Here is a 25,435-nt window from a genome sequence, read left to right on the forward strand (position 1 = left end):
AAATCGCACAGGATCTTTTTTAGTTTTAATAATATTTAAAATGTATGGGATGAAAAACGTATTTCAATTACTAGTCGCGCTCTTTTTTATAGGGCCTCATGCCTTATTGGCCGATGTGAGCTTAAACCCCCTTTTTTCTAATCATATGGTTATCCAACGTGAAACCATTATTCCTATATGGGGCTGGGCAGATGCTGATGAGATTGTTACCGTGGAAACCAGTTGGGGAGCATCAGCACAAGTGATAACAAATCAAGATGGCACGTGGCGCGCAAACATACAGACACCTAGAGCTGGTGGGCCACATCAAATTATAGTGTTTTCAAAAAATAGAATTGAAATAAACGATGTGCTTTCTGGGGACGTTTGGTTGTGCACAGGACAATCTAATATGGATTTTGCTATGGAGAAGTTTGTAAACGACTCCAGGGATCCTCAGCACCAACCCTTAGTGGAGTATATTCGGCATGAGGTTGCCACGGCACAAGACGATTGGATTCGCCATATAGAAGTACCGCAGACCACCTCGTTATTCGAGAAGAAATTTAACTTTAAAGCAAATTGGCGTAGTGTGAATCCTGAACAGATTGGTAAAATAACTGCGACAGGGTATTTTTTTGCTAAAGAACTTCGTAAGCACTTAAATGTACCTATTGGATTACTAGAATGTTCCTGGGGCGGTACGCGTGTTCAGCCATGGATTTCAGAGGCGGCTTATTTCGAAGATGAAAATATGAAGGCATATTTTGAAGCGAGTAGAGCAGGCTCTAGGGCTACAATCGAAAAAATGGATGCTCCGGGCTATGTCGATAAAGCTTATCAAAAGGAATTGGCAAAATGGGAAAAGAAAGGCGGTAAAGGGAAAAAACCTAAACCGGCTACACATCCTACAGAAAACATGCAATTGCCTGCAACGCTGCATAACGGTATGATTTCGGCTATTGTACCTTTTGCTATAAAAGGAGCGATATGGTATCAAGGAGAAAGTAATGCGGTGTATATGGCAAATGAGTATGAACATTATTTTTCTACGATGATAACCAGCTGGAGAAAGGAATGGAATCAAGGAGATTTTTCATTTTATTGGGCACAATTAGCATCTTGTAAACGTGGAAATGATGAGGCGGATAAGGGATGGGCTACTGTTAACGATCAACTTCGTAGAACCTTAAAATTACCGCATACAGGAATGGCAGTTTTACATGATATTGGTGAAGCCAAAGACATCCATCCACATAACAAGATGGATGCAGGAAAACGATTGGCTTTTTGGGCTTTACAAAAGGATTACAACTTAAATATTGATGTAGTAAGTGGGCCTCTATATAAACAGCAGGAGGTGAAAGGAAATAAAATGCAAATTGAATTTGATGAAGTAGGTACGGGGCTAATGGTTGGGAATAAACATTTATTAGAGGCTACTGTTAAGGTTAATGAACCCTTAAAAAGTTTCGAGATTGTTGGGCAAGATGGGAAGTGGTTGCCAGCTGAAGCTAAAATAATTTCTAATTCTAAAATAGAAGTTTGGAGCGCATCGGTGCCAAATCCAGTAAACGTAAGGTATGCTTGGTCTGGAACACCAGATGGAGCAAATTTGTATAATAATGAAGGCTTGCCTGCCGCTGTTTTTACAACTGAAAATTAATATTAGATATGAAAAAAAGACCCCATGTTAAGTTCCAAATTAAATATTTGGTTTTAGGAGTTGTGTTTTGGTCTATGAATGTGCTTTTTGCCCAAAACGTAGACTTAATTTATACAACTGCTACCCAGCGTTGGGTACAGCCGAAAAAGTTTTTACAAAAAGACACTAAAAATGCAACAGCAAATATTACCGTTTATACCGATAGCCTATTGCAAAAAGTAGCGGGTATAGGAGGTGCTTTTAATGAATTGGGCTGGGATGCCATCCAGTCTCTAGACGAAAAAGGAACTCAAGAGGTTATAGAAGCCTTGTTTTCCAAAGACGGATGTAATTTTTCTATGTGCCGTATTCCTATGGGAGCTTCAGATTATTCTTTAAGTTATTATACGAGTAATGATGTTCCAGGCGATTTTGGTATGCGTGATTTTAATATCGATAGAGATAAATATATTCTCATTCCTTACATAAAAGCAGCTTTAAAAGCACGGCCCGATTTGAAAGTTTGGGCTTCTCCTTGGACGCCTCCTGCATGGATGAAAGTAAATGAACATTATGCGATGAGAAGTGGTAATTTTGAAAATGCTATTGAAGGCAATCAAATGGATCTTGGTGCTGAAATCAATAATAACGCTACAGCTTTTAAAATGCAAGAACGTTATTTAAAGGCATATGCCTTATACTTTTCAAAATTCGTACAGTCTTACGCTAAAGCGGGGATTCCTTTGTTCGCCATCATGCCTCAAAACGAGATCGCTTTTCAACCAAATTGGCCAAGTTGTACGTGGAGACCAGAAGATATGGCTTATTTTATCGATGGTTATCTTGGCCCTCAGTTTGAAACCGATAAATTAGATACGGAAATCTGGTTGGGCACCGTCAATTCAAGCGACCCAAATTATGTAAAAACCATTTTAGAGTATAAATCTACTGCTAAATACATTTCAGGTGTTGGATTTCAATGGGGAGGTGCAAAATCAATCCCAACTGTTCATAAAGCTTTTCCAGATTTAAAGTTAATGCAAACAGAAAACAAGTGTGGTGAACATGAAAACGACTGGACTTCGGTGGAAAGGTCATGGAACGATTTAGTGCATTACTTCAATAATGGGACTGGATCTTATATGTATTGGAATATGGTTCTGGACGAAACCGGGAAAAGCGCTTGGGGATGGCCGCAAAACTCTATGGTGGTAATTGATAAGAACTCAAAATCTATAAAATATACAGACGAGTTTTATTTGTTTAAACACGTATCCCATTTTGTGCAGCCTGGAGACCATTATTTAAAATCTTCAAAAGGAAAAAACCATTTGGCTTTTAAACTTAAAGATAATCGTATTATGGTTTTGGTGTATAATCCAGAAGATGTGGATACCGTACTTAATATTACAATAGATAAGGAGCCTATAACGGTTAAAGTAGCAGCAAAATCTATTAATACAGTAATTGTGGGATAGTGAATGCATAAGCACGGCCGAGCTTTAAAATAACCAATGTTGATATGAAGAGTTTTTTTAGTTTTTACTTGAAAAAATTATGTTTTGCAATGTGTTTAATGGTGTTTATCCATTCAAACGCCCAACTGGTAGACCGTATAGATTGGTCGAAATTTTTAGGACAGCATGATTTGGTCTGGGAAGAAATTCCCATGCAATGGAATGAAGGTGCCTTTACGGGAAACGGACAAGTAGGTATGATGATTTATGCTACGATGAAAGAAAATCGTATAGACTTTCACATGGGGAGACAGGATGTTACAGATCATAGAGGAGCGCCTAATAAAAAAACATCTATGGGGGTAAAAGGCACCGATTTGTACGATTTTTCTAGATTAGATGTTGGACGAATGGCGTTGTTTCCTGTAGGTAAAATTAAATCGGCTTCTATTCGACAAGACTTATGGAATGCAGAGGTGCGAGGCGTTATTTATACCGATTTAGGTGAGATTTCTTTTAGAGCATATACGCCCTACGATAGAATGATGAACGTTATAGAAGTGAGTTCTACCGAAAAAAAGAATTCAAAAGCGCTTGATTATAAATGGCAATGGTTAGCTGGCAACCCCATAACACCTAGAGTTTACGCTAAACCAGACCATCCTACTACCTTAGCTTATGTTCCCAACCCAAAACCCGTAATAACAACCGATAATGGGGTGTCCATATGTACACAAGCGTTATTGGCAGGAGGCGATTATGCTACAGCTTGGGCCGAGCGAAAATTGAAAAACAGAGAATCTACTTTATATGTGGCTATTGCCAATGAGGTGCCTGCAGCAAATGTTTCAGCTAAAGTTGCGGTTAAAACGGTAAAAGAGGCTATGGCCTCTAAAACAAAAACAATCGAAAGTTCTCATAGAGAGTGGTGGCATCAGTATTATAAAAAGTCGTTTATAACCATGCCCGACACTAAAATGGAATCATTTTACTGGATTCAGATTTATAAAATGGCAGCCAGTTCTCGTGCCGATGGTCCTGCTCTAGATTTAATGGGGCCTTTTTATAAGAATACCGGTTGGCCAAGTTTATGGTGGAACCTAAATGTGCAATTAACGTATTGGCCATTTAATACCAGTAACCATTTGGATATCGCCCAAAACTTTATCCACTTAATAGATACGCATTTCGACTATATGGTGGCGCATAAAAGCGGTAGTAATTTAGGGGATTTTGCTTGGGCCACACATAATTATTGGTTGTATTTTAAATATAAAGGTGATGAGGAAGCCATTCAAAACAAATGGGTGCCAAAAGCAATAAAAATTTTGGAAAAGTATGAGGCTAAAATGCTCCGAAATGACAAAGGTCAAATAGAGTTAAAACCCATGGGGTCTCCTGAATATTTGGGCTTTAAATCTTTTAAAAACACCAATTATAACCTGGCCATTTTACGATGGCTTTTAAATGGATTGATTGATTCTAATGTGAAATTCAATACGAATCAAGAAGGGGTTATCAGATGGAAACAAACTTTAAGGGATTTAATTGACTACCCTGTAGACGAGCACGGCCTTATGATTGGAAGTGACCAATCTGTGGATATGTCCCATAGGCATTATTCTCACTTACTCGCCTTATACCCTTTGTTTCAATTAAATCCCGATAATCCTAAGGATCGGGCATTGGTTGAGAAATCCGTGGTGCATTGGCATAAAATAGAGAACGGCAGTAAACTAGGAGGTTATGCCTATACAGGAGCTGCGTCTTTATATGCAGCACTAAGTAAAGGTAATGAAGCGAACAAGTTGTTGCAGCGTTTTTTAGCGGGAGATATTGGAAGAGCTCTATTATTGCCCAATACATTTTATATGGAAGGAAATGGATTAAACCCTGTTATTGAAACGCCTTTAAGTGCTGCAGCGTCCATTATGGAATTGCAATTACAAAGCTGGGGAGATAAAATACGTGTGTTTCCTGCCGTACCAGATTCATGGCAAGAAGCTTCCTTTCAAGACCTAAGAGCGCAGGGCGGTTTCCTAGTTAGTGCTAGTAGGCGTGAAGGAAAAACCGAGTGGGTAGCTATAAAAAGTGTGTCTGGCCAACCCTGTGTTTTAAAAGTTGCAGATTGGACGCATGCCATTCAAATTAGTAAAGGGAGAGAAGTCAGTATAGTTAAAAACTCAGAACATGATTTTGTTATTGATTTGAAAAAAGGAGAATCTATATGGATTGCCCCTAAAAAAATTAGGCAAGCAGAAGTTATGTACATAACACATTTAGAATCGGAAATAAACCAGTACGGCGTAAAAAAAGGAAGGAATTATAGTGAAATAATGGAATATGAAGTTCCTGATTATAAATATTAAATTAAATGCTATTAAAAAGTTAAATATGAGCGTAATGAAAAATATAATTTTCAGTTTGGTTTTCGGAAGTGCTTTAATGGTTAGTGCACAAAAAAACATCAACATCGATGTGCAAAAACAAGGCGAGCCCTTTGATCATTATTGGAGTAAAATGGTGGGTGCTGGTCGGGCAAACGAAGGCTTGAGAGCGGGTTGGTTAGAGCAATTACAGGATGTGCAAGAACATTGCGGATTTGAATATGTGCGCTTTCATGGGTTGTTTCATGACGATATGTTCCCCATTGTAGAAGAAAGAGGAAAGCTACTTTATAATTGGCAGTATATCGACGATTTGTTCGATAGAATGTTAGACTTAAATGTTAAGCCTTTTGTAGAGTTGGCCTTTTTACCATCAAGTATGGCCGCAGAAAATTCTAAAACTGTTTTCTGGTGGAAAGCTAATATTACACCAGATGAAAGCAAGTTTGGCGAGTGGCACAATTTGGTAAAAGCTTTTACGCAGCATTGTGTAGATCGTTATGGTATCGACGAAGTTCGCACCTGGTATTTCGAAGTTTGGAATGAACCTAATTTGTATCCGTTGTTTTGGGATGGTACGAAGTCTCAGTATTTTGAGCTTTATAAACAATCAGCAATGGCCGTTAAATCGGTAGATAGCCAACTTAAAATTGGGGGGCCATCAACTAGTAATTTTGTGCCCGATACGCGTTTTGATGGAGAAACGACAGATGATGAAGCTTCGGAAGCTGTTTTTAATACCAACGACATTAATAGTTTACAATGGAAAGGGGTCTGGATCGAAGATTTTTTAAAATATTGTAAGGCAGAGGGTTTACCCGTCGATTTTGTAAGTACACATCCTTATCCTACAGATTATGCCTTTAATCCAGAAACAGGAAAAGGAAAGGGCCTTACACGACATGTGCAATCTGTTAAAGAAGATTTAGAATGGTTAAACCGCACTATTGCAAAAAGCGATTTTCCAGATGTAGAAATTCACCTTACCGAATGGCATACTAGTCCAAGTAGTAGAGACCCTATGCACGACAGGTTGCCTGCAGCAGCGTATATTGTAAAATCGAATTTAGATTGTATTGGCTTAACCAATTCATTAGCGTTATGGACGTTTACTGATATTTTTGAGGAAAAAGGTGGTGCTGCAAGTATCTTTCATGGTGGTTTTGGTATGATTAATTTTCAAGGATTGAAAAAACCTTCTTATCACGCTTACAGAATGCTGCACCAATTAGGGAATCAAAAATTATATAAAGATGATTACTTATTTGTTAGTAAAGATTCTGAAACAGATAATGTTGTGGCTTTAGCGTATAATTATCCTAAAGAATATGAAAATGCAGTGCCTTCAGGAAGCGATAAACGCGAAACGGGAACATCCAAAAAGCTTAATTTTTCATTAAAAGGATTAAAGGCAGGAAGTAATTTTGTTATTGAAATCTTAGATAAAGACCATGGAAATATCCATAACTTTTGGGAAGCTATGGGCAAACCAGAACCACCAACCCGTGAGGAAATTAAAGTCATGAAAGCTTATGCCAATACCATGAAAACAGAATATGTTAAGGCAGATAAAAATGGCGAACTAAACATTAATCACAACATAGCACCGTGGAGTTTGGTCTTAATAAAACAAATTAATTAAAAGAGAAACCATGATACAAAGTAAAAAATCATCCATATTAATCGCATTAGTATTCTCAATAATGCTGTTTAATTCCTGTAAAAATAATATTCAAACTATAACTATAAATGGCGCTCCAATGGAAGCGACTTTAATTTATGAGGATAATTTCGATAAAGGCTTAAATAACTGGCAAGTAGAACAAGCGGCTGGCGGAACAGTAGAAATCCATAATGATAAACTTGAAATTGATGATGCTAAAGGCTGTACCATTTGGCTTAAAGAAAAGTTTGAAGGCCCCATTGTCATCGAATATGATGTGTTTTTGATTCAAAAAGGAGGGCCTAATGATAGGGTGTCCGATTTAAATTGTTTTTGGATGGCTACCGATCCAGAGAATCCTTCAAATTTATTTGAAAATTCAGAAAAGCGCGGCGGTAAATTTTCAAATTACGATACGCTTCAATTGTATTACATGGGAGTTGGTGGAAACGATAATAAAACAACTCGTTTTAGACGTTACGTAGGAAACGGTGATAGGCCTATATTTCCTGAGCACGATTTAAGCGACGCTAAGTATATGCTGGAACCTAATACGGGCTATCATATTAGAATAGTAGCCAATGATGGTGTGATACAGTATTACAGGAACAATGAATTGTTTGTAGATTTTGAGGATTCTAATCCGTATACATCTGGGTATTTTGGGTTTAGAACGGTTAAAAATCATATGACAGTGGATAACTTCAAAGTATATCAATTGTCAAATTAAAACGGTTTAAGCCCTACGAATGTAATCAAGTTTAAATGAAGCAGTTTTTTCTTAATCATACCATTATGAAGCACTATAAAATACTATTGGTTTTTGCTTTTTCTTTTCTTTTAACAGGCATGAAAGATGGGAGAAAAAACATATATCATACCGATTGGATCGATTTTAACAAAAACGGCAAAAAAGAGATTTTTGAAGATTCTAAAGCCCCTTTAGAAGCTCGTGTTAATAATCTTCTATCATTGATGAATGTTAATGAAAAAACCTGCCAATTGGCAACACTTTACGGTTATGCCCGTGTGTTAGAGGACGAACTCCCAACAGCCGCATGGAAAGACCGTGTCTGGAAAGACGGTATTGCTAATATAGACGAGCATTTAAACACCATTTGGAATCAAGAAAAAACGCATACTGGGTATGCGTTTCCTTATAGTACCCATGCAGAAGCAATAAATAAGGTGCAGAAATGGTTTGTAGAAGAAACAAGAATGGGTATCCCTGTAGACTTTACCAATGAAGGTGTGCATGGATTATGTCACGAAAAAGCAACACCACTACCGGCGCCCATAGGAATTGGGAGCACATGGAACAAAGCTCTTGTTAGAAAAGCAGGAGAAATTGTTGGACGAGAAGCTAAGGCCTTGGGGTATACCAATGTGTATGCGCCTATTTTAGATGTAGCTCGAGACCAACGTTGGGGCCGTGTATTAGAATGCTATGGAGAGGACCCTTTTCATATTGCAGAACTGGGCAAACAAATGACCTTGGGAATACAATCTCAAGGTGTGGCCTCAACCTTAAAACATTTTGCGGTATACAGTATCCCTAAGGGCGCACGTGATGGCGATGCCAGAACAGATCCACATGTGGCACCACGCGAAATGTTTCAGCTTCATATGTATCCTTTTGAGCGGGTTATTAAAGAAGCCGCTCCTATGGGGGTTATGAGCAGTTATAATGATTATGATGGGGTGCCCATAACAGCAAGCTACTATTTTTTAACCGAATTGCTGCGCGAGAAGTATGGGTTTAACGGGTATGTGGTTTCCGATAGTGAAGCCGTAGAGTATGTTTCAGAAAAGCATAGGGTAGCAAAAGATTATAAAGAGGCTGTCCGGCAAGTTGTAGAGGCAGGCTTAAACGTACGAACCACATTTAGAACTCCAGAATCGTTTATTGAACCTTTACGCGAATTGATAAATGAAGGGAAAATTTCGATGAAAACCATAGACTCTAGAGTTGCCGATGTTTTGCGTGTAAAATTTAGACTAGGGCTTTTTGATAGTCCTTATGTACGTAATCCTAAAGCTGCTGACAAATTGGTGCATACCGCCGATGATGAGGCTTTTTCAAAGCAAATTAATCGGGAATCTTTGGTGCTTCTTAAAAATGAAAACAATTTATTGCCCCTAGATATTAATAAAACGAAGAAAATTCTGGTAACTGGGCCTTTGGCAGACGAAGTTAGTTTTACATATAGCAGATATGGACCCGCTTTTAATCCATCAGTCTCAGTTTTTGAAGGTGTTAAAAAATATGCAGGAAATAAAGCCGATGTACGCTTTGTAAAAGGCTGTGATATTGTTGATCCTGATTGGCCAGGCAGTGAAATTATACCAGTACCGTTATCTGTGCAGGAACAGAAGGATATTGCTGCTGCTGTTGTTCAAGCCCAACAATCTGATATCATTATTGCCGTTGTAGGTGAAGACGAAAAGCGGGTTGGTGAAACGAAATCGAGAACCAGTTTAGGACTTCCCGGAAGGCAATCACAGCTAGTTCAAGCACTTTACGCAACCGGTAAACCAGTGGTTTTAGTTCTAATTAACGGACAACCACTTACTATAAATTGGGAAAATAAATTCTTGCCAGCTATTTTAGAGGCTTGGTTCCCTAGTACAGCAGCAGGAGAGGTTATTGCAGAAACCTTGTTTGGTGATTATAATCCAGGAGGCAAATTATCGGTTACTTTTCCTAAAACGGTTGGACAAATCCCTTTAAATTTCCCTTATAAACCGGGGTCGCAAGCGGGCCAGCCAGGGGCTGGGCCAAATGGTTACGGAAACACACGTGTTTTAGGTTCGTTATACCCTTTTGGGTATGGATTGAGCTACACAACTTTTGAATATAGTGATTTAAAAGTTACACCCAATTTGTTAAAGTCGCAAGCAAATGTTCAGGTGTCTTTTAAAATAAAAAATACGGGAATGCGGGCAGGCGATGAGGTTGTTCAGTTGTACGTTAAAGATTTAGTAAGTAGTGTCACCACTTACGAATCTATATTACGAGGCTTCGAGCGGGTTCATTTAAAGCCTAATGAAATTAAAACAATCCATTTTACATTACAGCCAGAGGATTTGACTATTTTAGATAAGAATATGAATTGGACTGTAGAACCGGGCGATTTTGATGTTATGATTGGAAGTTCTTCCGTAGATATCAAGTTAAAAGACAGCTTTACCGTGCAGTGAGTAAACAGATAATTGCTTTTCAAGTATTAGATTTTAGCATAGGGCAAAAAAAGTATTGTTCTTGGCTAAATATTAGGAAGATTACATGATTCATTTCTGTTAGTATTGTAAAATAGTATAAATTTATAAAGAGTAATGACCACACATCAAAAAGTATTAAAGATACACGCTAAGGATAATGTCATAGTTGCCTTAACCGATTTAAAGAAAGGAGAACAAATACTACATGACAATCACGTTTTTGATATCCAGAATGATATTTCCGCAAAGCATAAGTTTGTAACAGAGGACTTAAGTTTGGGAGATTCCGTATATATGTATGGTGTTTTGGTTGGTAAAGCTAAGAAATCGATTGCGAAAGGTGATCTTATAAGTACGTCCAACCTAGTTCATGATACAGAAGCCTATGGTGTAAAAGGTTCCGATAAGCAAGAGGCTTGGCAAGCACCTGATATTTCAAGTTTTGTAAATAGAACTTTTGAGGGCTACCATAGGGCCGATGGTAAAGTGGGTACAGAAAATAACTGGTTGGTTATTCCCTTGGTATTTTGTCAAAATAGAAATGTAGAAGTATTAAAAGAAGCTTTAGTTGAAAAATTGGGTTATGGCAAAAAGCAACATTTAGGATTAAATGTAGAAGGTTTAATCAGCGATTATACATCAGGTGTTTCTGCAGAAATGATTTTACAAAAAAACATATTAAGAGAGGGAGAGGAGAGCTCTAAAAATCCACTTTTCCCAAATGTGGATGGCGTAAAGTTCTTAACTCATGATGGAGGTTGTGGTGGTGCTACATCAGACTCGGTTGCGTTATGCAATTTATTGGCAGGTTATATAAACAATCCTAATGTAGCGGGAGCTACTGTTTTAAGTTTGGGCTGCCAACATGCTCAAGCAAGTATTTTACAAGATGCACTTTTAAAAATGTCGCCAAACGTTCAAAAACCTGTTTATGTTTTAGAGCAACAGCAAAGTGTTTCAGAAAAAGAATTATTGGCAGAAGCTGTAAAGAAAACCTTTGTAGGTTTAATGGAGGCTAATAAAATAAAAAGAAAGCCCGCACCTTTATCAAAATTGGTTATAGGCTTAGAATGTGGTGGGTCTGATGGCTTTTCGGGTATTTCAGCAAATCCCGCATTAGGGTATGTTTCCGACTTAATTGTCGGTTTAGGCGGCGCTACCGTATTGTCTGAATTCCCAGAACTTAATGGCGTAGAGCAGGAACTGATTAACAGGTGTACTAGTCCAGAGAAGGCTAAAAAGTTTTCACATATCATGTCTACATACAATTCTAAGGCAGAAGCTTTAGGTGCAGCATTTTCCATGAATCCTTCACCGGGAAATATTAAAGATGGTTTAATTACCGATGCTATAAAATCGGCAGGAGCCGCTAAAAAAGGAGGGAGTTCGCCAGTTGAGGATGTGTTAGACTATACAGAGCAGGTGGTGAAACCTGGCTTGAGTTTATTGTGTACACCAGGAAACGACGTGGAATCTACAACAGGATTGGCAGGTTCTGGCTGTAATATTATATTATTTACAACAGGGTTGGGTACACCAACAGGCAACCCTATTACACCCGTTATAAAAGTATCGTCTAATACTAAATTATTCAATAAAATGAACGACATTATCGATTTTAATGCTGGAGCTATTATTGAAGGAGCTAAAACAATTCCAGAAACAGGAGTAACTTTATTAGACTATATCATTGAGGTGGCTAGTGGTAAACAGACCAAGGCAAGGCAGCTAAGACAAGACGATTTTATTCCATGGAAACGAGGGATGTCTTTATAATGAACATTGAACACAATAAAATAATTGATTTAAAATGACAAAATTTAGCTTAAAAAACAAAGTAGCCTTAGTAACAGGAGGAGGTAGTGGAATTGGAAAAGCAATATCCTTAACCTTTGCTAAACAAGGTGCCAAAGTGCATATATTAGATTTTAATTTAGACGCGGCTAAAGAAACCGTTAATGATATTATAGCCCTTGGAGGTGCTTCGGAAGCACATCAATGTGATGTTTCAAATCAAAGTAACGTAAATAGTATTATCAACACGATTACGCAAAAAGATGGCATTCACATCCTTATAAACAATGCAGGGATTGCTCATGTTGGGAATGTTGAAGCGGTGGAAGAAGCCGATTTAGATAGGTTGTATAATGTAAACATAAAAGGACTTTATAACTGTATAAAAGCCTGTATCCCCAGTTTAAAAGCTAGTGGAGGTGGCGTTATTTTAAATTTGGCATCTATCGCATCGTCAGTGGGTATCAATAATAGATTTGCTTATTCTATGACTAAAGGTGCGGTTTTAACCATGACTTATTCTATTGCAAAAGATTATGTGGCCGATGGTATTCGTTGTAATTGCATGTCGCCTGCTAGGGTGCATACACCATTTGTAGATGGTTTTATTACAAAAAACTATCCTGGGAAAGAGGAGGAGATGTTCGAGAACCTATCCAAAACACAGCCTATTGGACGTATGGGGAAACCACAGGAAATAGCCGATTTGGCTTTGTTCCTTTGTTCCGATGAAGCTAGTTTCATTACAGGATCAAACTATGCCATCGATGGCGGTTTTGTAACATTAAATGGAAACTAATTAAAACAAGAGAAAACACGTCCAAATACAATTTGATTCAAACGTTAAACGTGTTTTAATGTAAAAGAATAAACAAATAAAATAAATAAAAAATGAAATTAATAAGATTTGGAGCCTTAGGCCATGAAAAACCAGGCGTGCAATTGGCAGATGGAACAAGATTGGATGTTTCTGCATTTGGTACAGATTACAACGAAGATTTTTTTGGCAACGAAGGCATTGAAAAATTAAGTGCTTGGTTAGAAAAAAACCAATCCAGTTGCCCTAAAGTAGAGGGTCATGTACGGTTAGGAGTGCCGTTAACAAGACCTTCTAAATTAGTATGTGTAGGCTTGAACTATGCACAACACGCTGCAGAGGCAGGTATGGAAATACCAAAAGAACCCGTGCTGTTTTTTAAATCTACCACGGCTCTTGTTGGACCTAATGATGATGTTATTATTCCAAAAGGAAGTGAAAAAACCGATTGGGAAGTAGAGTTGGCTATTGTTATAGGGAAAAAGGCCTCTTATGTTGAAGAAGCTGATGCTTTTGACCATATTGCGGGTTATGTTTTGCATAATGACGTGAGTGAGCGTGCTTTTCAAATTGAGCGTTCAGGACAATGGTGTAAAGGTAAAGGGTGTGATACTTTCGCTCCTGTAGGGCCTTTTATTGCTACAAAAGATGAAATTAAAGATCCTAATAATTTAAACTTATGGTTAAAGCTGAATGGTAAAACCATGCAAGATAGCTCTACATCAGATTTTATTTTTAACGTGCAGCATGTGGTAAGCCATATTAGTCAGTTTATGACCTTATTGCCTGGTGATATTATATCTACAGGTACTCCATTTGGCGTTGGCCTTGGGTTAACACCTCCGTTATATTTAAAAGAAGGCGATGTAATGGAATTGGGTATTGAAGGCTTAGGAGTTTCAAAACAAGTTTGTAAAAATTACCAAAAACAATAATGAAAATAGATGCCCATCAACATTTTTGGAAGTATAATCCTGCTAGAGACGGTTGGATCGATGAGTCTATGAAGGATATTAGAAAGGATTTTCTTCCTAAAGACCTTAAACCTATACTAGACGCCAATAATGTTGATGGATGTATCGCCGTTCAAGCAGATCAGTCTGAAGAAGAAACCTCGTTTCTGTTGCAATGTGCTCAAAATAACCCCTTTATTAAAGGCGTTGTAGGTTGGGTAGATTTACGGGCAGATAATGTGGAAGAACGATTAGCGTACTTTTCTAAAGACACAAACTTTAAAGGCGTTAGGCATATCGTTCAAGCGGAGAGCGATCCCGAATTTATGTTGAAACCGAATTTTTTAAACGGTATCCAAAAATTAGTGCCACTTGGGTTAACCTATGATATTTTAATTCATCAAAATCAGTTAAAGCAAGCGATAGCCTTGGTAGATAAGTTTCCTGATCAAAAATTTATTTTAGACCATATTGCAAAACCTAATATATCTAAAGGAGTCGATACAGAATGGGGAAATAACATTAAAGCATTGGCGGCTTATCAAAATGTATCCTGTAAAGTTTCAGGCTTAATTACCGAAACCGAAAATAATCAATGGGAAGAATCTGTCTTTACCCCTTTTTTAGACACTGTAGTTAATGCTTTTGGCACTAATAGACTGCTTTTTGGTTCAGATTGGCCTGTTTGTTTGCTTGCAGGAAACTATCAAGAGGTCTTAAACATAATTATGAATTATTTTAATGGTTTTACTGAAGAAGATAAAAAAATGCTAATGGGAGGAAACGCTACAAGGGTATATAATATAAACATATAAGTATTATTAGAAATGGATTTACAGTTACAGAATAAAGTCATAATAGTTACAGGAGGTTCCAAAGGTATTGGCTTAGGGGTCGTGGAGTCCTTATTAAAAGAAGATGCCATTCCGGTAATTGTTACCAGAAATGAGGCAAGTGTCTTAAAAGTTGTTGAGGCATTAAAAAAGAAGGGTAAGGACGTGTTTTATACTTTGGCAGAACTTACCGATCCAGAGCAATGCGAAAATGCCGTAAAATCAGTAATTGATAAATACGGACGTATTGATGGGCTTGTTAACAATGCAGGAGTTAATGATGGCGTAGGTTTAGAAAGTGGCAATTATCAAGGATTCATGGAATCTTTAAAACGAAATGTGGTGCATTATTATCTTATGGCACATTATGCGTTGCCCGAGCTTAAAAAAAGTAAGGGAGCTATTGTGAACATTGGATCTAAAACAGCTGATACAGGACAAGGGGGAACCTCAGGCTATGCTGCCTCCAATGGCGGACGTAATGCCCTAACAAGAGAGTGGGCCTTAGAGTTACTGCCATACGCTATACGTGTTAATGCCGTCATTGTTGCAGAATGTGATACCCCACAATATGATAATTGGATTAAAACGTTTTCAAACCCAGAAGACACATTAGCCAATATTACTAAAAACATCCCTTTAGGAAAAAGAATGACAACTATTGAGGAAATTGGAGATACAGTCGTTTTTTTATTATCGAATAAGTCTAGCCACACCACAGGCCAGTTACTTTACGTAGATGGCGGCTATACCCATTTAGATAGGGCTTTAGAATAAATAAATAAAAAAAAACAACTAAAACGAACTAGCATTATATGAATACCACTCAAAAAACGCCTGTAGTATCAAAAAAGGTACTCATCCCTTTTATTTTAGTAACCTCCTTATTTGCGCTTTGGGGATTTGCTAATGCCGTAACAGATCCCATGGTGCAAGCTTTTAAAAAAGTGTTGGAACTCTCTAATTCTGAAGCAGCTTGGGTGCAAATGGCATTTTATGGGGGCTATTTTTGTATGGCTTTGCCGGCAGCCTTGTTCATGAGAAAGTATTCCTATAAAGTTGGGATTTTAATTGGTCTCGGACTATATGCTACAGGTGCTTTGTTGTTTTTTCCAGCAGCCCAGTCCGAAAGTTTTCTGTTTTTCTGTCTTGGTCTGTACGTTTTAACCTTTGGTTTAGCTTTTTTAGAAACCGCGGCGAACCCTTATGTTTTAGCAATGGGGGCTAAAGAAACTGCTACTCAGCGTTTAAATTTAGCACAGGCTTTTAATCCGTTAGGTTTAATAATTGGTTTGGTTGTTGCACAGCAGTTTGTTATAAAGAATTTAAAATCGGATGGTATAACAGATTTTAGTGCTTTAGACGAAGCTTCAAAAATGGCCATTAAAACAGCCGATTTAATGGCTATTCGCGACCCATACGTGATTTTAGGATTGGTTATACTTGTCGTTTTTGTTTTGTTTTTGGTTAGTAAAATGCCACAAAGTAAAGATGAAGGGGGGATGCCCAGCATTGGAGACACGTTTGCGAGTTTAACTAAAAATAGAAAATACGTTTTTGGTGTTTTGGCACAGATTCTATATGTGGGTGCTCAAATTATGTGTTGGACGTATATTTATCAATATTCAGAAGCCATGGGTATGGATGGTGTTACCGCTGGTTACTATCAATTAGTTGCTTTTATTTTATTTGCTGTTGGACGAGCTTTTGGAACACTCTTATTGCGTTTTCTAAGCTCAGGGAAATTATTGATGTACTTTGCTCTTGCGTCTATAGTGCTTTGCTTTGGAACGATGTTTGTTCAAGGCGTTTTTGGGCTATATTGCCTGGTGGCAATTTCATTTTTTATGTCTTTAATGTTTCCCACTATTTATGGTATTGCTTTAGGAGGCTTAACTGAAGAGCAATCTAAAGTGGGGTCTGCAGGTTTGGTTATGGCTATTGTAGGGGGTGCTTTAATGCCCAAGCTTCAAGGCATTATTATAGATGCTGGTGGTCATGGCGTAGCAGATATAAAAATTATGGGGGTTCCCGAGGTTAATTTCTCATTCATTTTACCCTTATTTTGTTTTATTTTTATCGCTTGGTATGGGTTAAAAGTCTTTAAAAAATATGAGATAACTCAAAAGGTTTTACAAAATACATAATAAAATGAAAAATTTAAAACGGTATGGTTTAACCTTAGATTTGGTTAATGATCAAGATAGTATTGCAGAATATAAAAAATATCACGAACAGATTTGGCCTGAAATTACAAAAAGCCTTTTCGATGCAGGTATTGAAAATGCCGAAATCTATTGTGTAGGCAATCGGCTGTTTATGATCCTAGAGGTAAATGATTCCTTTTCTTTTGAAAAGAAATCAGATATGGATGCTAAAAACCCTAAGGTTCAAGAATGGGAAGCCTTAATGTGGAAGTATCAACAAGCTCTTCCTATAGCAAAAGAAGGTGAAAAATGGGTGCTAATGGATAGGATTTATCAATTAAACCCACAATAAATTTAAAGATGAATATGTGTTGTGGCTAATAAACCAGTACCTTAAGGCTTAACTTGTATGTGTTTTAGCATAGCTATCATTTAAAGAAAGGTAACCTATTATAGCGACTCGAATCTAGGATATGCTTGCATTAGGGACGCATTGTTTTAAACTTTTTTTTCAGAAAGTTTAAAACGTGTTGTATGCTCTATATTTCTTAATAAACCATCGGTTTCATACAGGTAGGTTTTCAAAACATTCTCCAAATACATTTTTACAATCTTTATTCTTTTAAGGCCGTATTGTTTTTATCGTGCTATAATTTATACGTATTATGTAGCGGTATTAAAAAGCCCATATGCTTTATTTAATAGGCCTTATATTTGTAAATCTTTTACATTAAAATAGAGTCTTATGAGTAAGTATAAATGTGTGATTTTTGATTGTGATGGTGTGCTGGTCGATAGCGAACCGATAAGTATTGGAATACTGGTAGATATGGCAAACATGTATGGTGCGAATATCGACTTGGATTACGGTATGAAGCATTTTAAGGGAAGCTTTATGAGTGCATGCGAAGCTAAGCTCATAGAGCTTACAAAGGGTAAACTACCTGATACTTTTCAAGCAGATTATAGAGAAAAAAGCTTTAAGGCCTTTAAGGAACACATGCAACCTATTGAAGGAATAGTAGAGGTTTTAGAGCGTATAAACCTTCCGTTTTGCGTGGCTTCAAGTGGGCCAGAAAGTAAAATTAAACTTAATTTAGAACTTACGGGCCTGTTGCCTTTTTTTGAAACTAAGATTTTTAGCTGTTACACCATTCAAAAATGGAAACCAGACCCAGCAGTATTTCTTTGGGCGGCAAAAACAATGGGTTTTAAGCCAGAGGAGTGCTTGGTTATCGAAGATAGCATATCGGGGGTAAGAGCTGCAAAAGCTGGAGGTTTTGATGTTTTTGGATTTACAGCCCACGATTATAATAATGAATTAAAGCCTGAAGCGACCGATACGTTTAATAGTATGGAGAAGCTTTTAGGGATGTTGTAGTTTTTAAGATGCTTTTATTTTTTATACAAAACAATCTCTTATTTTTGCCTTAATGAAAAGCAAATTTATAGACTTTATTCCGCATGAAGCGATGCCTCAGGTTTTAAAACTTTTAAACCATGATAATTTAACGGTCAAAATAAAAAATGAGCGTAAAACTAGGCATGGGGACTATCGTAAACTACCTAATGATAAGCACCAGATAACGATTAATTCCAATTTGAATAAGTACCGATTTTTAATCACCCTTATACACGAAATAGCACACTTCGAGGCCTATAGAACTTATGGGAAGTTTATAAAACCTCATGGTCTAGAGTGGAAAAAGACCTTTCAGCATTTGATGTTTCCTTTTTTAAATCCAGCCATATTTCCAAACGATATATTGCCGCTTTTAGCACGTCATTTTAAAAATCCGAAGGCTAGTAGTGATACCGATGTGGCTTTGGCTTTGGCTTTAAAACAGTTTGACCCTGCTAATAATAAAAATTATATATTTGAAGTTCCATTAGGAGGTACTTTCAAACTTTATAATGGGAGAGTTTTCAAAATGGGAAAAAAACGTGTAAAACGTTTTGAGTGTGTAGAAATTGGGTCTGGAAAACTGTATCTTTTCAATCCCAATGCCGAGGTGGAGTTGTTATGAATTTTTGGAAAGACATTTTATAGAACAACTAAAATAAAAATAATGAATAAAAGTTATTACGCTATATTAATGGCTGGTGGTGTGGGGTCTAGGTTTTGGCCAATAAGTACCGAAGGTTTTCCTAAACAGTTTCACGATATGTTGGGTACTGGAGATACGCTTATCCAAAAAACGTTTCAAAGGCTTACTAAACTAATTCCAAAAGAAAACATTTTTATTTTAACCAATGCGCGTTATAGTGATTTAGTATTTGAGCAACTACCTGAAATAACAAAACGTCAAGTGGTTTTAGAACCCGCCATGCGTAATACAGCACCTTGTATTTTATATGCATCTTTAAAAATACAAAAAGAAAATCCAGATGCATTAATGCTTGTAGCGCCTAGCGACCATTGGATAGAAGACGAAACCTTGTTTACAAAAAATGTACAGCAAGCTTTTGATTTTTGTAAAAAAAACAATGCTTTAATGACCTTGGGAATAACACCTACTTTTCCAAATACGGGCTATGGTTATATTGAATATGATCGCTTGGAAACAGAGGAAAGCCAAAATCAAGAGGTAAAAGAGGTAAAGCAATTTAGGGAAAAACCAGACTACGAAACAGCGAAAGCATTTATTTCTAAAGGCAATTTTCTATGGAATGCCGGTATTTTTATTTGGAGTGCTAATGATGTAATTGAGGCTTTTCAAAAGAAGCAACCCAAATTATACAAACTGTTTGAGTCGGGAATTTCCGTTTATAATACAGATAAAGAGACAGATTTTATCCAAAGCCATTATGAACAAGCAGAAAATATTTCTGTAGATTATGCCATTATGGAGACTTCGGACAACGTATATGTTATTGCGGCCGAATTTGATTGGAACGACCTTGGTACCTGGGGAAGCTTATACGATAAACTCGATAAAGATATTTCTAATAATGCCGTTGTTAACGCAAGAACACTAACAGAAGATGCTTCTGGCAATATGATTCGCACCAAAAAAGATAAAATAGTAGTTATAGATGGTTTGCAAGATTATATTATAGTAGATAAAGATGAAGTATTATTAATTTTCCCAAAATCAAAAGAACAAGACATAAAAAGAGTGCTTCAGAAGGTAAAAGGTGCTTTTGGAGAACATTATGGATAAAAGTTTTCGGTTTTGTAACATGGTCTAATAAATCATTAATTAAAATGAATGGAAGAGAATAAATTCAATTTTTCTGAAGATGATACCGATGGAGCTAAAGCTACAGGGAAATCCACTCAAGAAATAAAAAAGGATGCCCAAGGCTTGCTTATTAGTGTGAAAAGCTTTTTAAAGGAACTTTTAGATTTTAGAGAAGACACCGATAGAGATGCTACCATACAAGCCATAAAAAATGACATACCGTTTAAAGGGGCTACGGCATGGATTTTAGTGTTTTCTGTTTTTGTTGCTTCTATAGGGTTAAATGCCAATTCAACCGCAGTGGTTATTGGTGCGATGTTAATATCACCCTTAATGGGACCTATCTTAGGCGTAGGGCTCTCTATTGCTATTAATGATATTGACACGTTACGAAAGTCTTTGATAAACTTGGCAACCATGATTGTGCTAAGTTTAATTACGGCGTTTTTATTCTTTTGGTTATTTCCGTTAAGTGAAGATACTTCAGAACTTCTTGGAAGGGTAAAACCAGACATTCGTGATGTTTTAATTGCTTTCTTTGGTGGTTTGGCATTAATTATCGCACGTACAAAAAAAGGTACTATTGCATCGGTTATTTTTGGCGTGGCTATTGCAACGGCCTTAATGCCGCCGTTATGCACTGCGGGATATGGCCTGGCAAAAGGTAACTTCGAGTATTTTTTTGGAGCCATGTACTTATTCGTAATCAACACCATTTTTATAGGTTTGGCAACTTTTATTGTACTAAAAGTGTTAGGGTTTCCAATGCTTAAATATGCCAATTCAAAAAAACGACTTCTAATATCTAGAGCGGCCATGTTATTGGCTATTGTTGTTATGATTCCGGCTGTTTGGACTTTCTTAAATGTTTTGAGCGAGAGTAATTTTGATAGGGATGCTAAAAACTTTGTATACACAGAGCTTGAAGCGCTGCCACATAAAGAGTATTTAATTAAAAATGCCAGCTATAAATATTCTGACGATGGTAATTCATTAATCGAAATCAATACGTTTGGGCTAGATGAGATACCACAATCTACCATCGCGCTTTTGGAAGGCAGGCTGAAAAATTATAGTGCTTTAACTAAAACGACTTTGGTTTTTAATCAGAACAGATCTAAAAACTTAGACAATTTCAGGTACATGGAGGAGTTGCGTACTCGAGATTCTTTGGATCTGTTAACGCAAACCCAAAAAATTACATATCTAGAGAATAAAGTGAACCAACTCTCAAAGCTGGAACGTAATTATGTGGCTTTTGAAGAATTGACCAAAGAAGTTAGAATCAATTATGAAACTATAGAGCAGATTTCATACGCGAACGTGATTACCTCAAACTTTAAAAAAATGGATACTGTTCCTGTGTTTTCCATACGTTGGGTCGATTCGTTGGCTAAAGAAAGCACTAGAAGAAAAGACAAACAGAAATTAGAGAAATGGCTGAAGCTAAAATTTAATTTAGATACCCTTCAGGTTAAAAGGCTGAATTAAAATGCTTTAACGAACTCTTTATTCTGTTCTTAGAAGAATTTTGCACTGTATATGGTATGTTGGTAAAAAACATTAAGACACCCACGAGTTTGGATGAACTACACTTGTTTGATTTTTTTTAAATTTAACCAATTTAATTTTACGACTATACGCTTTAAAGACCTTACAATAAAGAGGGATGTGTTATATGGAAAGAATTAGTGCTTTCTGATTGTTTTAGTCGCTATTACCAGACGACGGATGCAGGTAATACGGTAAACAAAGCAGATTATTGCTCTTCTTCAATATACATTTTACGCACTTTTTTGAATAACTCCGATGAGTACACAAAATTGGTTACAGCCTCATTATCCGTTTTAAAAATAGTGTCTCTAGAGCCTTCCCAAGCTTTTAGTCCATCCTTTAAAAATACTATTTTATGACCAATTTCCATAACGGAATTCATGTCATGTGTATTTATAACGGTCGTCATTTGATATTCTTCTGTAATTTCCTGAATCAAATTATCAATTACCATTGCTGTTTTGGGGTCTAACCCCGAGTTTGGCTCATCACAAAACAAATATTTAGGTTTATTAACAATGGCACGCGCAATAGCAACTCGTTTTTGCATCCCTCCAGAAGCTTCACTAGGCATTTTATTATGATCATCTCCTAGGTTAACACGCTTTAGAACGAAATCTACACGATCCTGCATCTCGCTTTTACTTTGTTTGGTAAACATTTTTAAGGGAAACATAACGTTTTCAGAAATGGTCATTGAGTCAAATAATGCACTACCTTGAAACACCATCCCAATTTCAGAGCGTAAATCGCGTTTAGCATCTTCTGTGAGATTTACAAATTTTTTTCCTTCATATAAAATACTGCCTTGTTCATAATTAAAAAGGCCCAACAAGCATTTTAGAAATACGGTTTTTCCAGAACCACTTTGTCCAATAATAAGATTGGTTTTCCCTTTTTCAAAAGACGTAGAGATGCCTTTAAGTACTTCTATACCACCAAACGACTTGTGTAAATCTTTAACTTCTATCATTAGCTTAATAACATTTGGGTTAGTACGTAGTTTAAAAGAATAATGGCAACACTGGTCCAAACAAAGGATGTTGTACTTGCTTTACCAACCTCTAAAGCACCACCTTTCATATAAAATCCGTGATAAGACGGAATGGTTGCTAAAAGAAAAGCAAAAACAAAGGTCTTTATAAAAGCATAAATGATATGAAACGGAATAAAATCCATTTGAACCCCTGTTATATAATCCTGTAAGGATGAGAAACCTCCAAACACACAAGCGGCCATGCCTCCTAAAATGCCCAAAAACATAGCAATTGAAATAATAAAAGGGTAAAGCATAAGCGCAATAAACTTAGGGAATACCAAATAGTTTAATGCATTTATACCCATAACCTCTAAAGCATCAATCTGCTCTGTAACACGCATGGTGCCTATGCTAGACGTTATAAAAGATCCAACTTTACCGGCCATGATTATAGAAATGAAAGTAGGGGCAAACTCTAAAACAATGGATTGCCTAGTCGCAAAGCCCACCAAAGATTTTGGAATTAAAGGGTTATCAATATTTAATGCTGTTTGAATGGTAACCACGCCACCCACAAAAAAAGCAATAAAAGCCACAATACCTAATGAGCCAATTATCAAATCATCGATATCCTTAAAAATAAGTTGCTTCATTACCGACCATTTGGTGGGTTTTTGAAACATTTCTCGAATCATTAAAAAATAGGCACCAATGCTTTGAAGATAACTCATATGAAAAATTAATACTGCTAAAGTAAAAAAAGAAAAGCCAATTTAGCTATAAAATGTGGCATAAATAAATGGATCGGTTTACAGTTTTAAAAAATTGAAAGATAAAGTTAAAACCTAATGGTTAAGTACTATATTCTAATAGATTTTAACTCTAAACCAATACACGGTTTTTTTATTACAATATATTTCGAGTGAATAAAGTTTTACACCAGACGGTTTCGTTTTTATTAAACATGATGTGCTAAGGAAAGGAAATTTAGTATTTTAGATTGTCAATAATCGGTGTTTTATAATGAAATATTCTTAAATACTGATAGACCTTAGTTTATAAAAAAAGGCCTAATACCATTTAAGATATTAGACCTTTAATAGAGATGTTTTTATTTAATTAGTTGTAAAAAATATCTTTTACACTAATTAATGAACCTGCACTGTAAGATGTAACTAATATTGGGAAGCCTGATTCATCATACTCATAATCATAAGTAGATTGTGTAGTGATAGGAGTACCGCTAGTATTGTCCGTTCTAACAATTACTGTAGTATTAATAGTTTTTGGGTTGTTTTGCCCTTTTACGATAGTTGCTGGTTGACCAGTAACATTTTTCATAGAGCTTGATTTATCATCATAAACATAAACAGTTGTTGTTACGGTGTCGTTTTTGTCGTCAATAGTAGCTGTAGTAACTGTTTTAACTAAGTTGTTATCATCGTATGTATTTACGATTTTTGTATTGCTTACTGTTGGAACTCCCGCAGGGTAGGTTGTCGTTACAGCAGTTTGAGTTTTAGCTGCAGCATCGTAAGTATATTCGATGTAACTGGTTTTTGTTTCTACATTATCTGCAGATACAGAATATGTAGTTGTAGACTTGATATCTCCATTATCAAACACATATTTAGTAGAAGATTTAGTGATATCGTTTTCTTTAAATTCTATTTTACTTAAAACGTTAGATTCGTTGTAAGTGTATACACTTTTGGTTGTATTAGATCCAGAAGTTGTTTTAATCTTTGTACCGTCATAAGTGTAGTCAAGCTTTGAAATTGTTCCTTCTGGCTCAGACGTTGTAACTTCTGATTTTGGTAATTTTATACCACTATTGTTGTTACCATTGTCGTTTTGTCCATCGTCGTCAGAACTACAAGACGTTAAAGATATTAATGCAACTGTAAATAATAAAAATGTTTTTTTCATGATTAAATTTTAATTGTTGTTTATAGCCGGCAAAGGTATGTATTTTATTACGTAGAAGTTATTTTTATTATAAAAATTATTACAAATTAAAATATATGTAGTAATGGGCTTACTTACAGAGAATTAGCTGTTGTTTTGTTTCCAAATAGTAGTGTCCTATTCTAGTGTTTCGTAGATTATAACTGCAAGATTAAAACTACGATAAGCGAAAAAAGTTGTTTTTTTAATAAATCTAGTTTAGAAAATGGGTTTTAGAGGGTTTCTGGATAAGAAAAGAGATTAAAAGCAATGGGTAAGACAAAAGAGAGTATGGTTTTATGGGATGGCCCTATTATAGATGAAAGACTCCAAAATGCGTAGTTTTAATTATTTTTGCCGCTAATCTAAAATCTTGATAGCTCTTTATGGGGAGTTTTGTCTTTATAAAAAATGAATTTTATCTAATCGATACCCTAATCTAAAAACGCATGATATCCCGCTTGTTTCCTTACGGAATCATACAAAATCTTATAGGTTTTAGATTACTTTACCCTACATTAATCAGCCTTTATTAACACATCATCTATTCTTTTAGCTAAGGAAAACATTTTTTTATAAAGCACAATTTTTAAAAATTTATATGAAATCTTTTATGAAAAGTAATATTTGTAATATAATTTCTATACATTTGTAGTATTAAGACAACGTTTTAGAATTTTTCTCTTTTTTCCAAAATAAGACCATGTCCATTAGGAAGCTTTAGGCCAAGGGCTTAAATACCAATTGAGAAACGTTCAAGAAAAACAATTTTTTGATGCTTTCTCTTTTTTTTTATACTAGTCAGAAACTTAAGAAAAGCTTTAAAGTCTTAAAAAGACCATTTAATTTAATTTTTAAAAACCAATTTATTAT

General features: G+C 36.2%; 20 protein-coding genes. 17 read left to right on the top strand and 3 right to left on the bottom strand.

The genetic code is table 11. The annotated features are described in order from the left end of the window. The first annotated feature begins 49 nt into the window (after positions 1 to 49). The 17 genes from ACFFU9_RS06210 to ACFFU9_RS06290 all read left to right on the top strand — a co-directional run bounded on the left by ACFFU9_RS06210 (position 50) and on the right by ACFFU9_RS06290 (position 21,573). Positions 50 to 1,645, top strand: coding sequence for a sialate O-acetylesterase (locus tag ACFFU9_RS06210; RefSeq protein ID WP_379860531.1), 1,596 nt, complete (start codon positions 50 to 52; stop codon positions 1,643 to 1,645). An 8-nt stretch (positions 1,646 to 1,653) separates the two neighbouring features. Further along, positions 1,654 to 3,102, top strand: coding sequence for a glycoside hydrolase family 30 protein (locus ACFFU9_RS06215; protein WP_379860532.1), 1,449 nt, complete (start codon positions 1,654 to 1,656; stop codon positions 3,100 to 3,102). Positions 3,103 to 3,146: 44 nt separating this feature from the next. After that, positions 3,147 to 5,450: a glycosyl hydrolase family 95 catalytic domain-containing protein gene (locus ACFFU9_RS06220; RefSeq protein ID WP_379860533.1), complete on the top strand. Its 2,304-nt coding sequence runs from the start codon at positions 3,147 to 3,149 to the stop codon at positions 5,448 to 5,450. Positions 5,451 to 5,484: 34 nt separating this feature from the next. Continuing rightward, positions 5,485 to 7,110: a GH39 family glycosyl hydrolase gene (locus tag ACFFU9_RS06225; RefSeq protein WP_379860534.1), complete on the top strand. Its 1,626-nt coding sequence runs from the start codon at positions 5,485 to 5,487 to the stop codon at positions 7,108 to 7,110. Positions 7,111 to 7,120: 10 nt separating this feature from the next. Further along, positions 7,121 to 7,861 carry a DUF6250 domain-containing protein gene (locus ACFFU9_RS06230; protein WP_379860535.1) on the top strand — a complete coding sequence of 247 codons (741 nt, stop codon included), beginning with the start codon at positions 7,121 to 7,123 and terminating at the stop codon, positions 7,859 to 7,861. A gap of 65 nt (positions 7,862 to 7,926) precedes the next feature. Beyond that, positions 7,927 to 10,332, top strand: coding sequence for a glycoside hydrolase family 3 N-terminal domain-containing protein (locus ACFFU9_RS06235; RefSeq protein WP_379860536.1), 2,406 nt, complete (start codon positions 7,927 to 7,929; stop codon positions 10,330 to 10,332). Between the two features lie 135 nt (positions 10,333 to 10,467). Further along, entirely contained in the window at positions 10,468 to 12,129 is a 1,662-nt protein-coding gene (locus ACFFU9_RS06240; RefSeq protein ID WP_379860537.1) for a UxaA family hydrolase, read from the top strand. A gap of 34 nt (positions 12,130 to 12,163) precedes the next feature. Then, a complete protein-coding gene (locus ACFFU9_RS06245) occupies positions 12,164 to 12,946 on the top strand; it encodes an SDR family NAD(P)-dependent oxidoreductase (RefSeq protein ID WP_379860538.1) in 783 nt (260 codons plus the stop codon). 92 nt (positions 12,947 to 13,038) lie between these two features. Next, on the top strand, positions 13,039 to 13,899 hold the full coding sequence (locus ACFFU9_RS06250) for a fumarylacetoacetate hydrolase family protein (RefSeq protein WP_379860539.1): 861 nt from the start codon (positions 13,039 to 13,041) through the stop codon (positions 13,897 to 13,899). After that, complete coding sequence (locus ACFFU9_RS06255) at positions 13,899 to 14,732, top strand: amidohydrolase family protein (protein ID WP_379860540.1); 834 nt, start codon at positions 13,899 to 13,901, stop codon at positions 14,730 to 14,732. The genes ACFFU9_RS06250 and ACFFU9_RS06255 overlap by 1 nt, the downstream gene beginning before the upstream one ends. A 12-nt stretch (positions 14,733 to 14,744) precedes the next feature. Further along, positions 14,745 to 15,527 carry an SDR family oxidoreductase gene (locus tag ACFFU9_RS06260; RefSeq protein WP_379860541.1) on the top strand — a complete coding sequence of 261 codons (783 nt, stop codon included), beginning with the start codon at positions 14,745 to 14,747 and terminating at the stop codon, positions 15,525 to 15,527. A gap of 38 nt (positions 15,528 to 15,565) precedes the next feature. Beyond that, positions 15,566 to 16,897: an L-fucose:H+ symporter permease gene (fucP, locus tag ACFFU9_RS06265; protein ID WP_379860542.1), complete on the top strand. Its 1,332-nt coding sequence runs from the start codon at positions 15,566 to 15,568 to the stop codon at positions 16,895 to 16,897. A 4-nt stretch (positions 16,898 to 16,901) separates the two neighbouring features. After that, positions 16,902 to 17,249 carry an L-rhamnose mutarotase gene (locus ACFFU9_RS06270; protein ID WP_379860543.1) on the top strand — a complete coding sequence of 116 codons (348 nt, stop codon included), beginning with the start codon at positions 16,902 to 16,904 and terminating at the stop codon, positions 17,247 to 17,249. 393 nt (positions 17,250 to 17,642) lie between these two features. Further along, complete coding sequence (locus tag ACFFU9_RS06275) at positions 17,643 to 18,278, top strand: HAD family hydrolase (RefSeq protein WP_379860544.1); 636 nt, start codon at positions 17,643 to 17,645, stop codon at positions 18,276 to 18,278. A gap of 52 nt (positions 18,279 to 18,330) precedes the next feature. Beyond that, complete coding sequence (locus tag ACFFU9_RS06280; RefSeq protein WP_379860545.1) at positions 18,331 to 18,924, top strand: SprT-like domain-containing protein; 594 nt, start codon at positions 18,331 to 18,333, stop codon at positions 18,922 to 18,924. Between the two features lie 42 nt (positions 18,925 to 18,966). Then, the gene (locus tag ACFFU9_RS06285) at positions 18,967 to 20,061 is read left to right on the top strand and encodes a mannose-1-phosphate guanylyltransferase (protein ID WP_379860546.1); all 1,095 of its coding nucleotides are present in this window, start codon (positions 18,967 to 18,969) and stop codon (positions 20,059 to 20,061) included. Between the two features lie 48 nt (positions 20,062 to 20,109). Further along, a complete protein-coding gene (locus ACFFU9_RS06290; RefSeq protein ID WP_379860547.1) occupies positions 20,110 to 21,573 on the top strand; it encodes a DUF389 domain-containing protein in 1,464 nt (487 codons plus the stop codon). Positions 21,574 to 21,841: 268 nt separating this feature from the next. Here the strand turns inward: ACFFU9_RS06290 and ACFFU9_RS06295 are convergent, their stop codons facing one another. The 3 genes from ACFFU9_RS06295 to ACFFU9_RS06305 all read right to left on the bottom strand — a co-directional run bounded on the left by ACFFU9_RS06295 (position 21,842) and on the right by ACFFU9_RS06305 (position 24,544). Next, the gene (locus tag ACFFU9_RS06295; RefSeq protein WP_379860548.1) at positions 21,842 to 22,609 is read right to left on the bottom strand and encodes an ABC transporter ATP-binding protein; all 768 of its coding nucleotides are present in this window, start codon (positions 22,607 to 22,609) and stop codon (positions 21,842 to 21,844) included. After that, entirely contained in the window at positions 22,609 to 23,346 is a 738-nt protein-coding gene (locus ACFFU9_RS06300) for an MlaE family ABC transporter permease (RefSeq protein ID WP_379860549.1), read from the bottom strand. The genes ACFFU9_RS06295 and ACFFU9_RS06300 overlap by 1 nt, the downstream gene beginning before the upstream one ends. 388 nt (positions 23,347 to 23,734) lie before the next feature. Beyond that, on the bottom strand, positions 23,735 to 24,544 hold the full coding sequence (locus ACFFU9_RS06305; protein ID WP_379860550.1) for a hypothetical protein: 810 nt from the start codon (positions 24,542 to 24,544) through the stop codon (positions 23,735 to 23,737). Positions 24,545 to 25,435: the final 891 nt, after the last annotated feature.

It is taken from the genome of Mariniflexile ostreae, from assembly GCF_042427585.1.
GTDB classification, from domain to species: Bacteria; Bacteroidota; Bacteroidia; order Flavobacteriales; family Flavobacteriaceae; genus Pseudalgibacter; species Pseudalgibacter ostreae.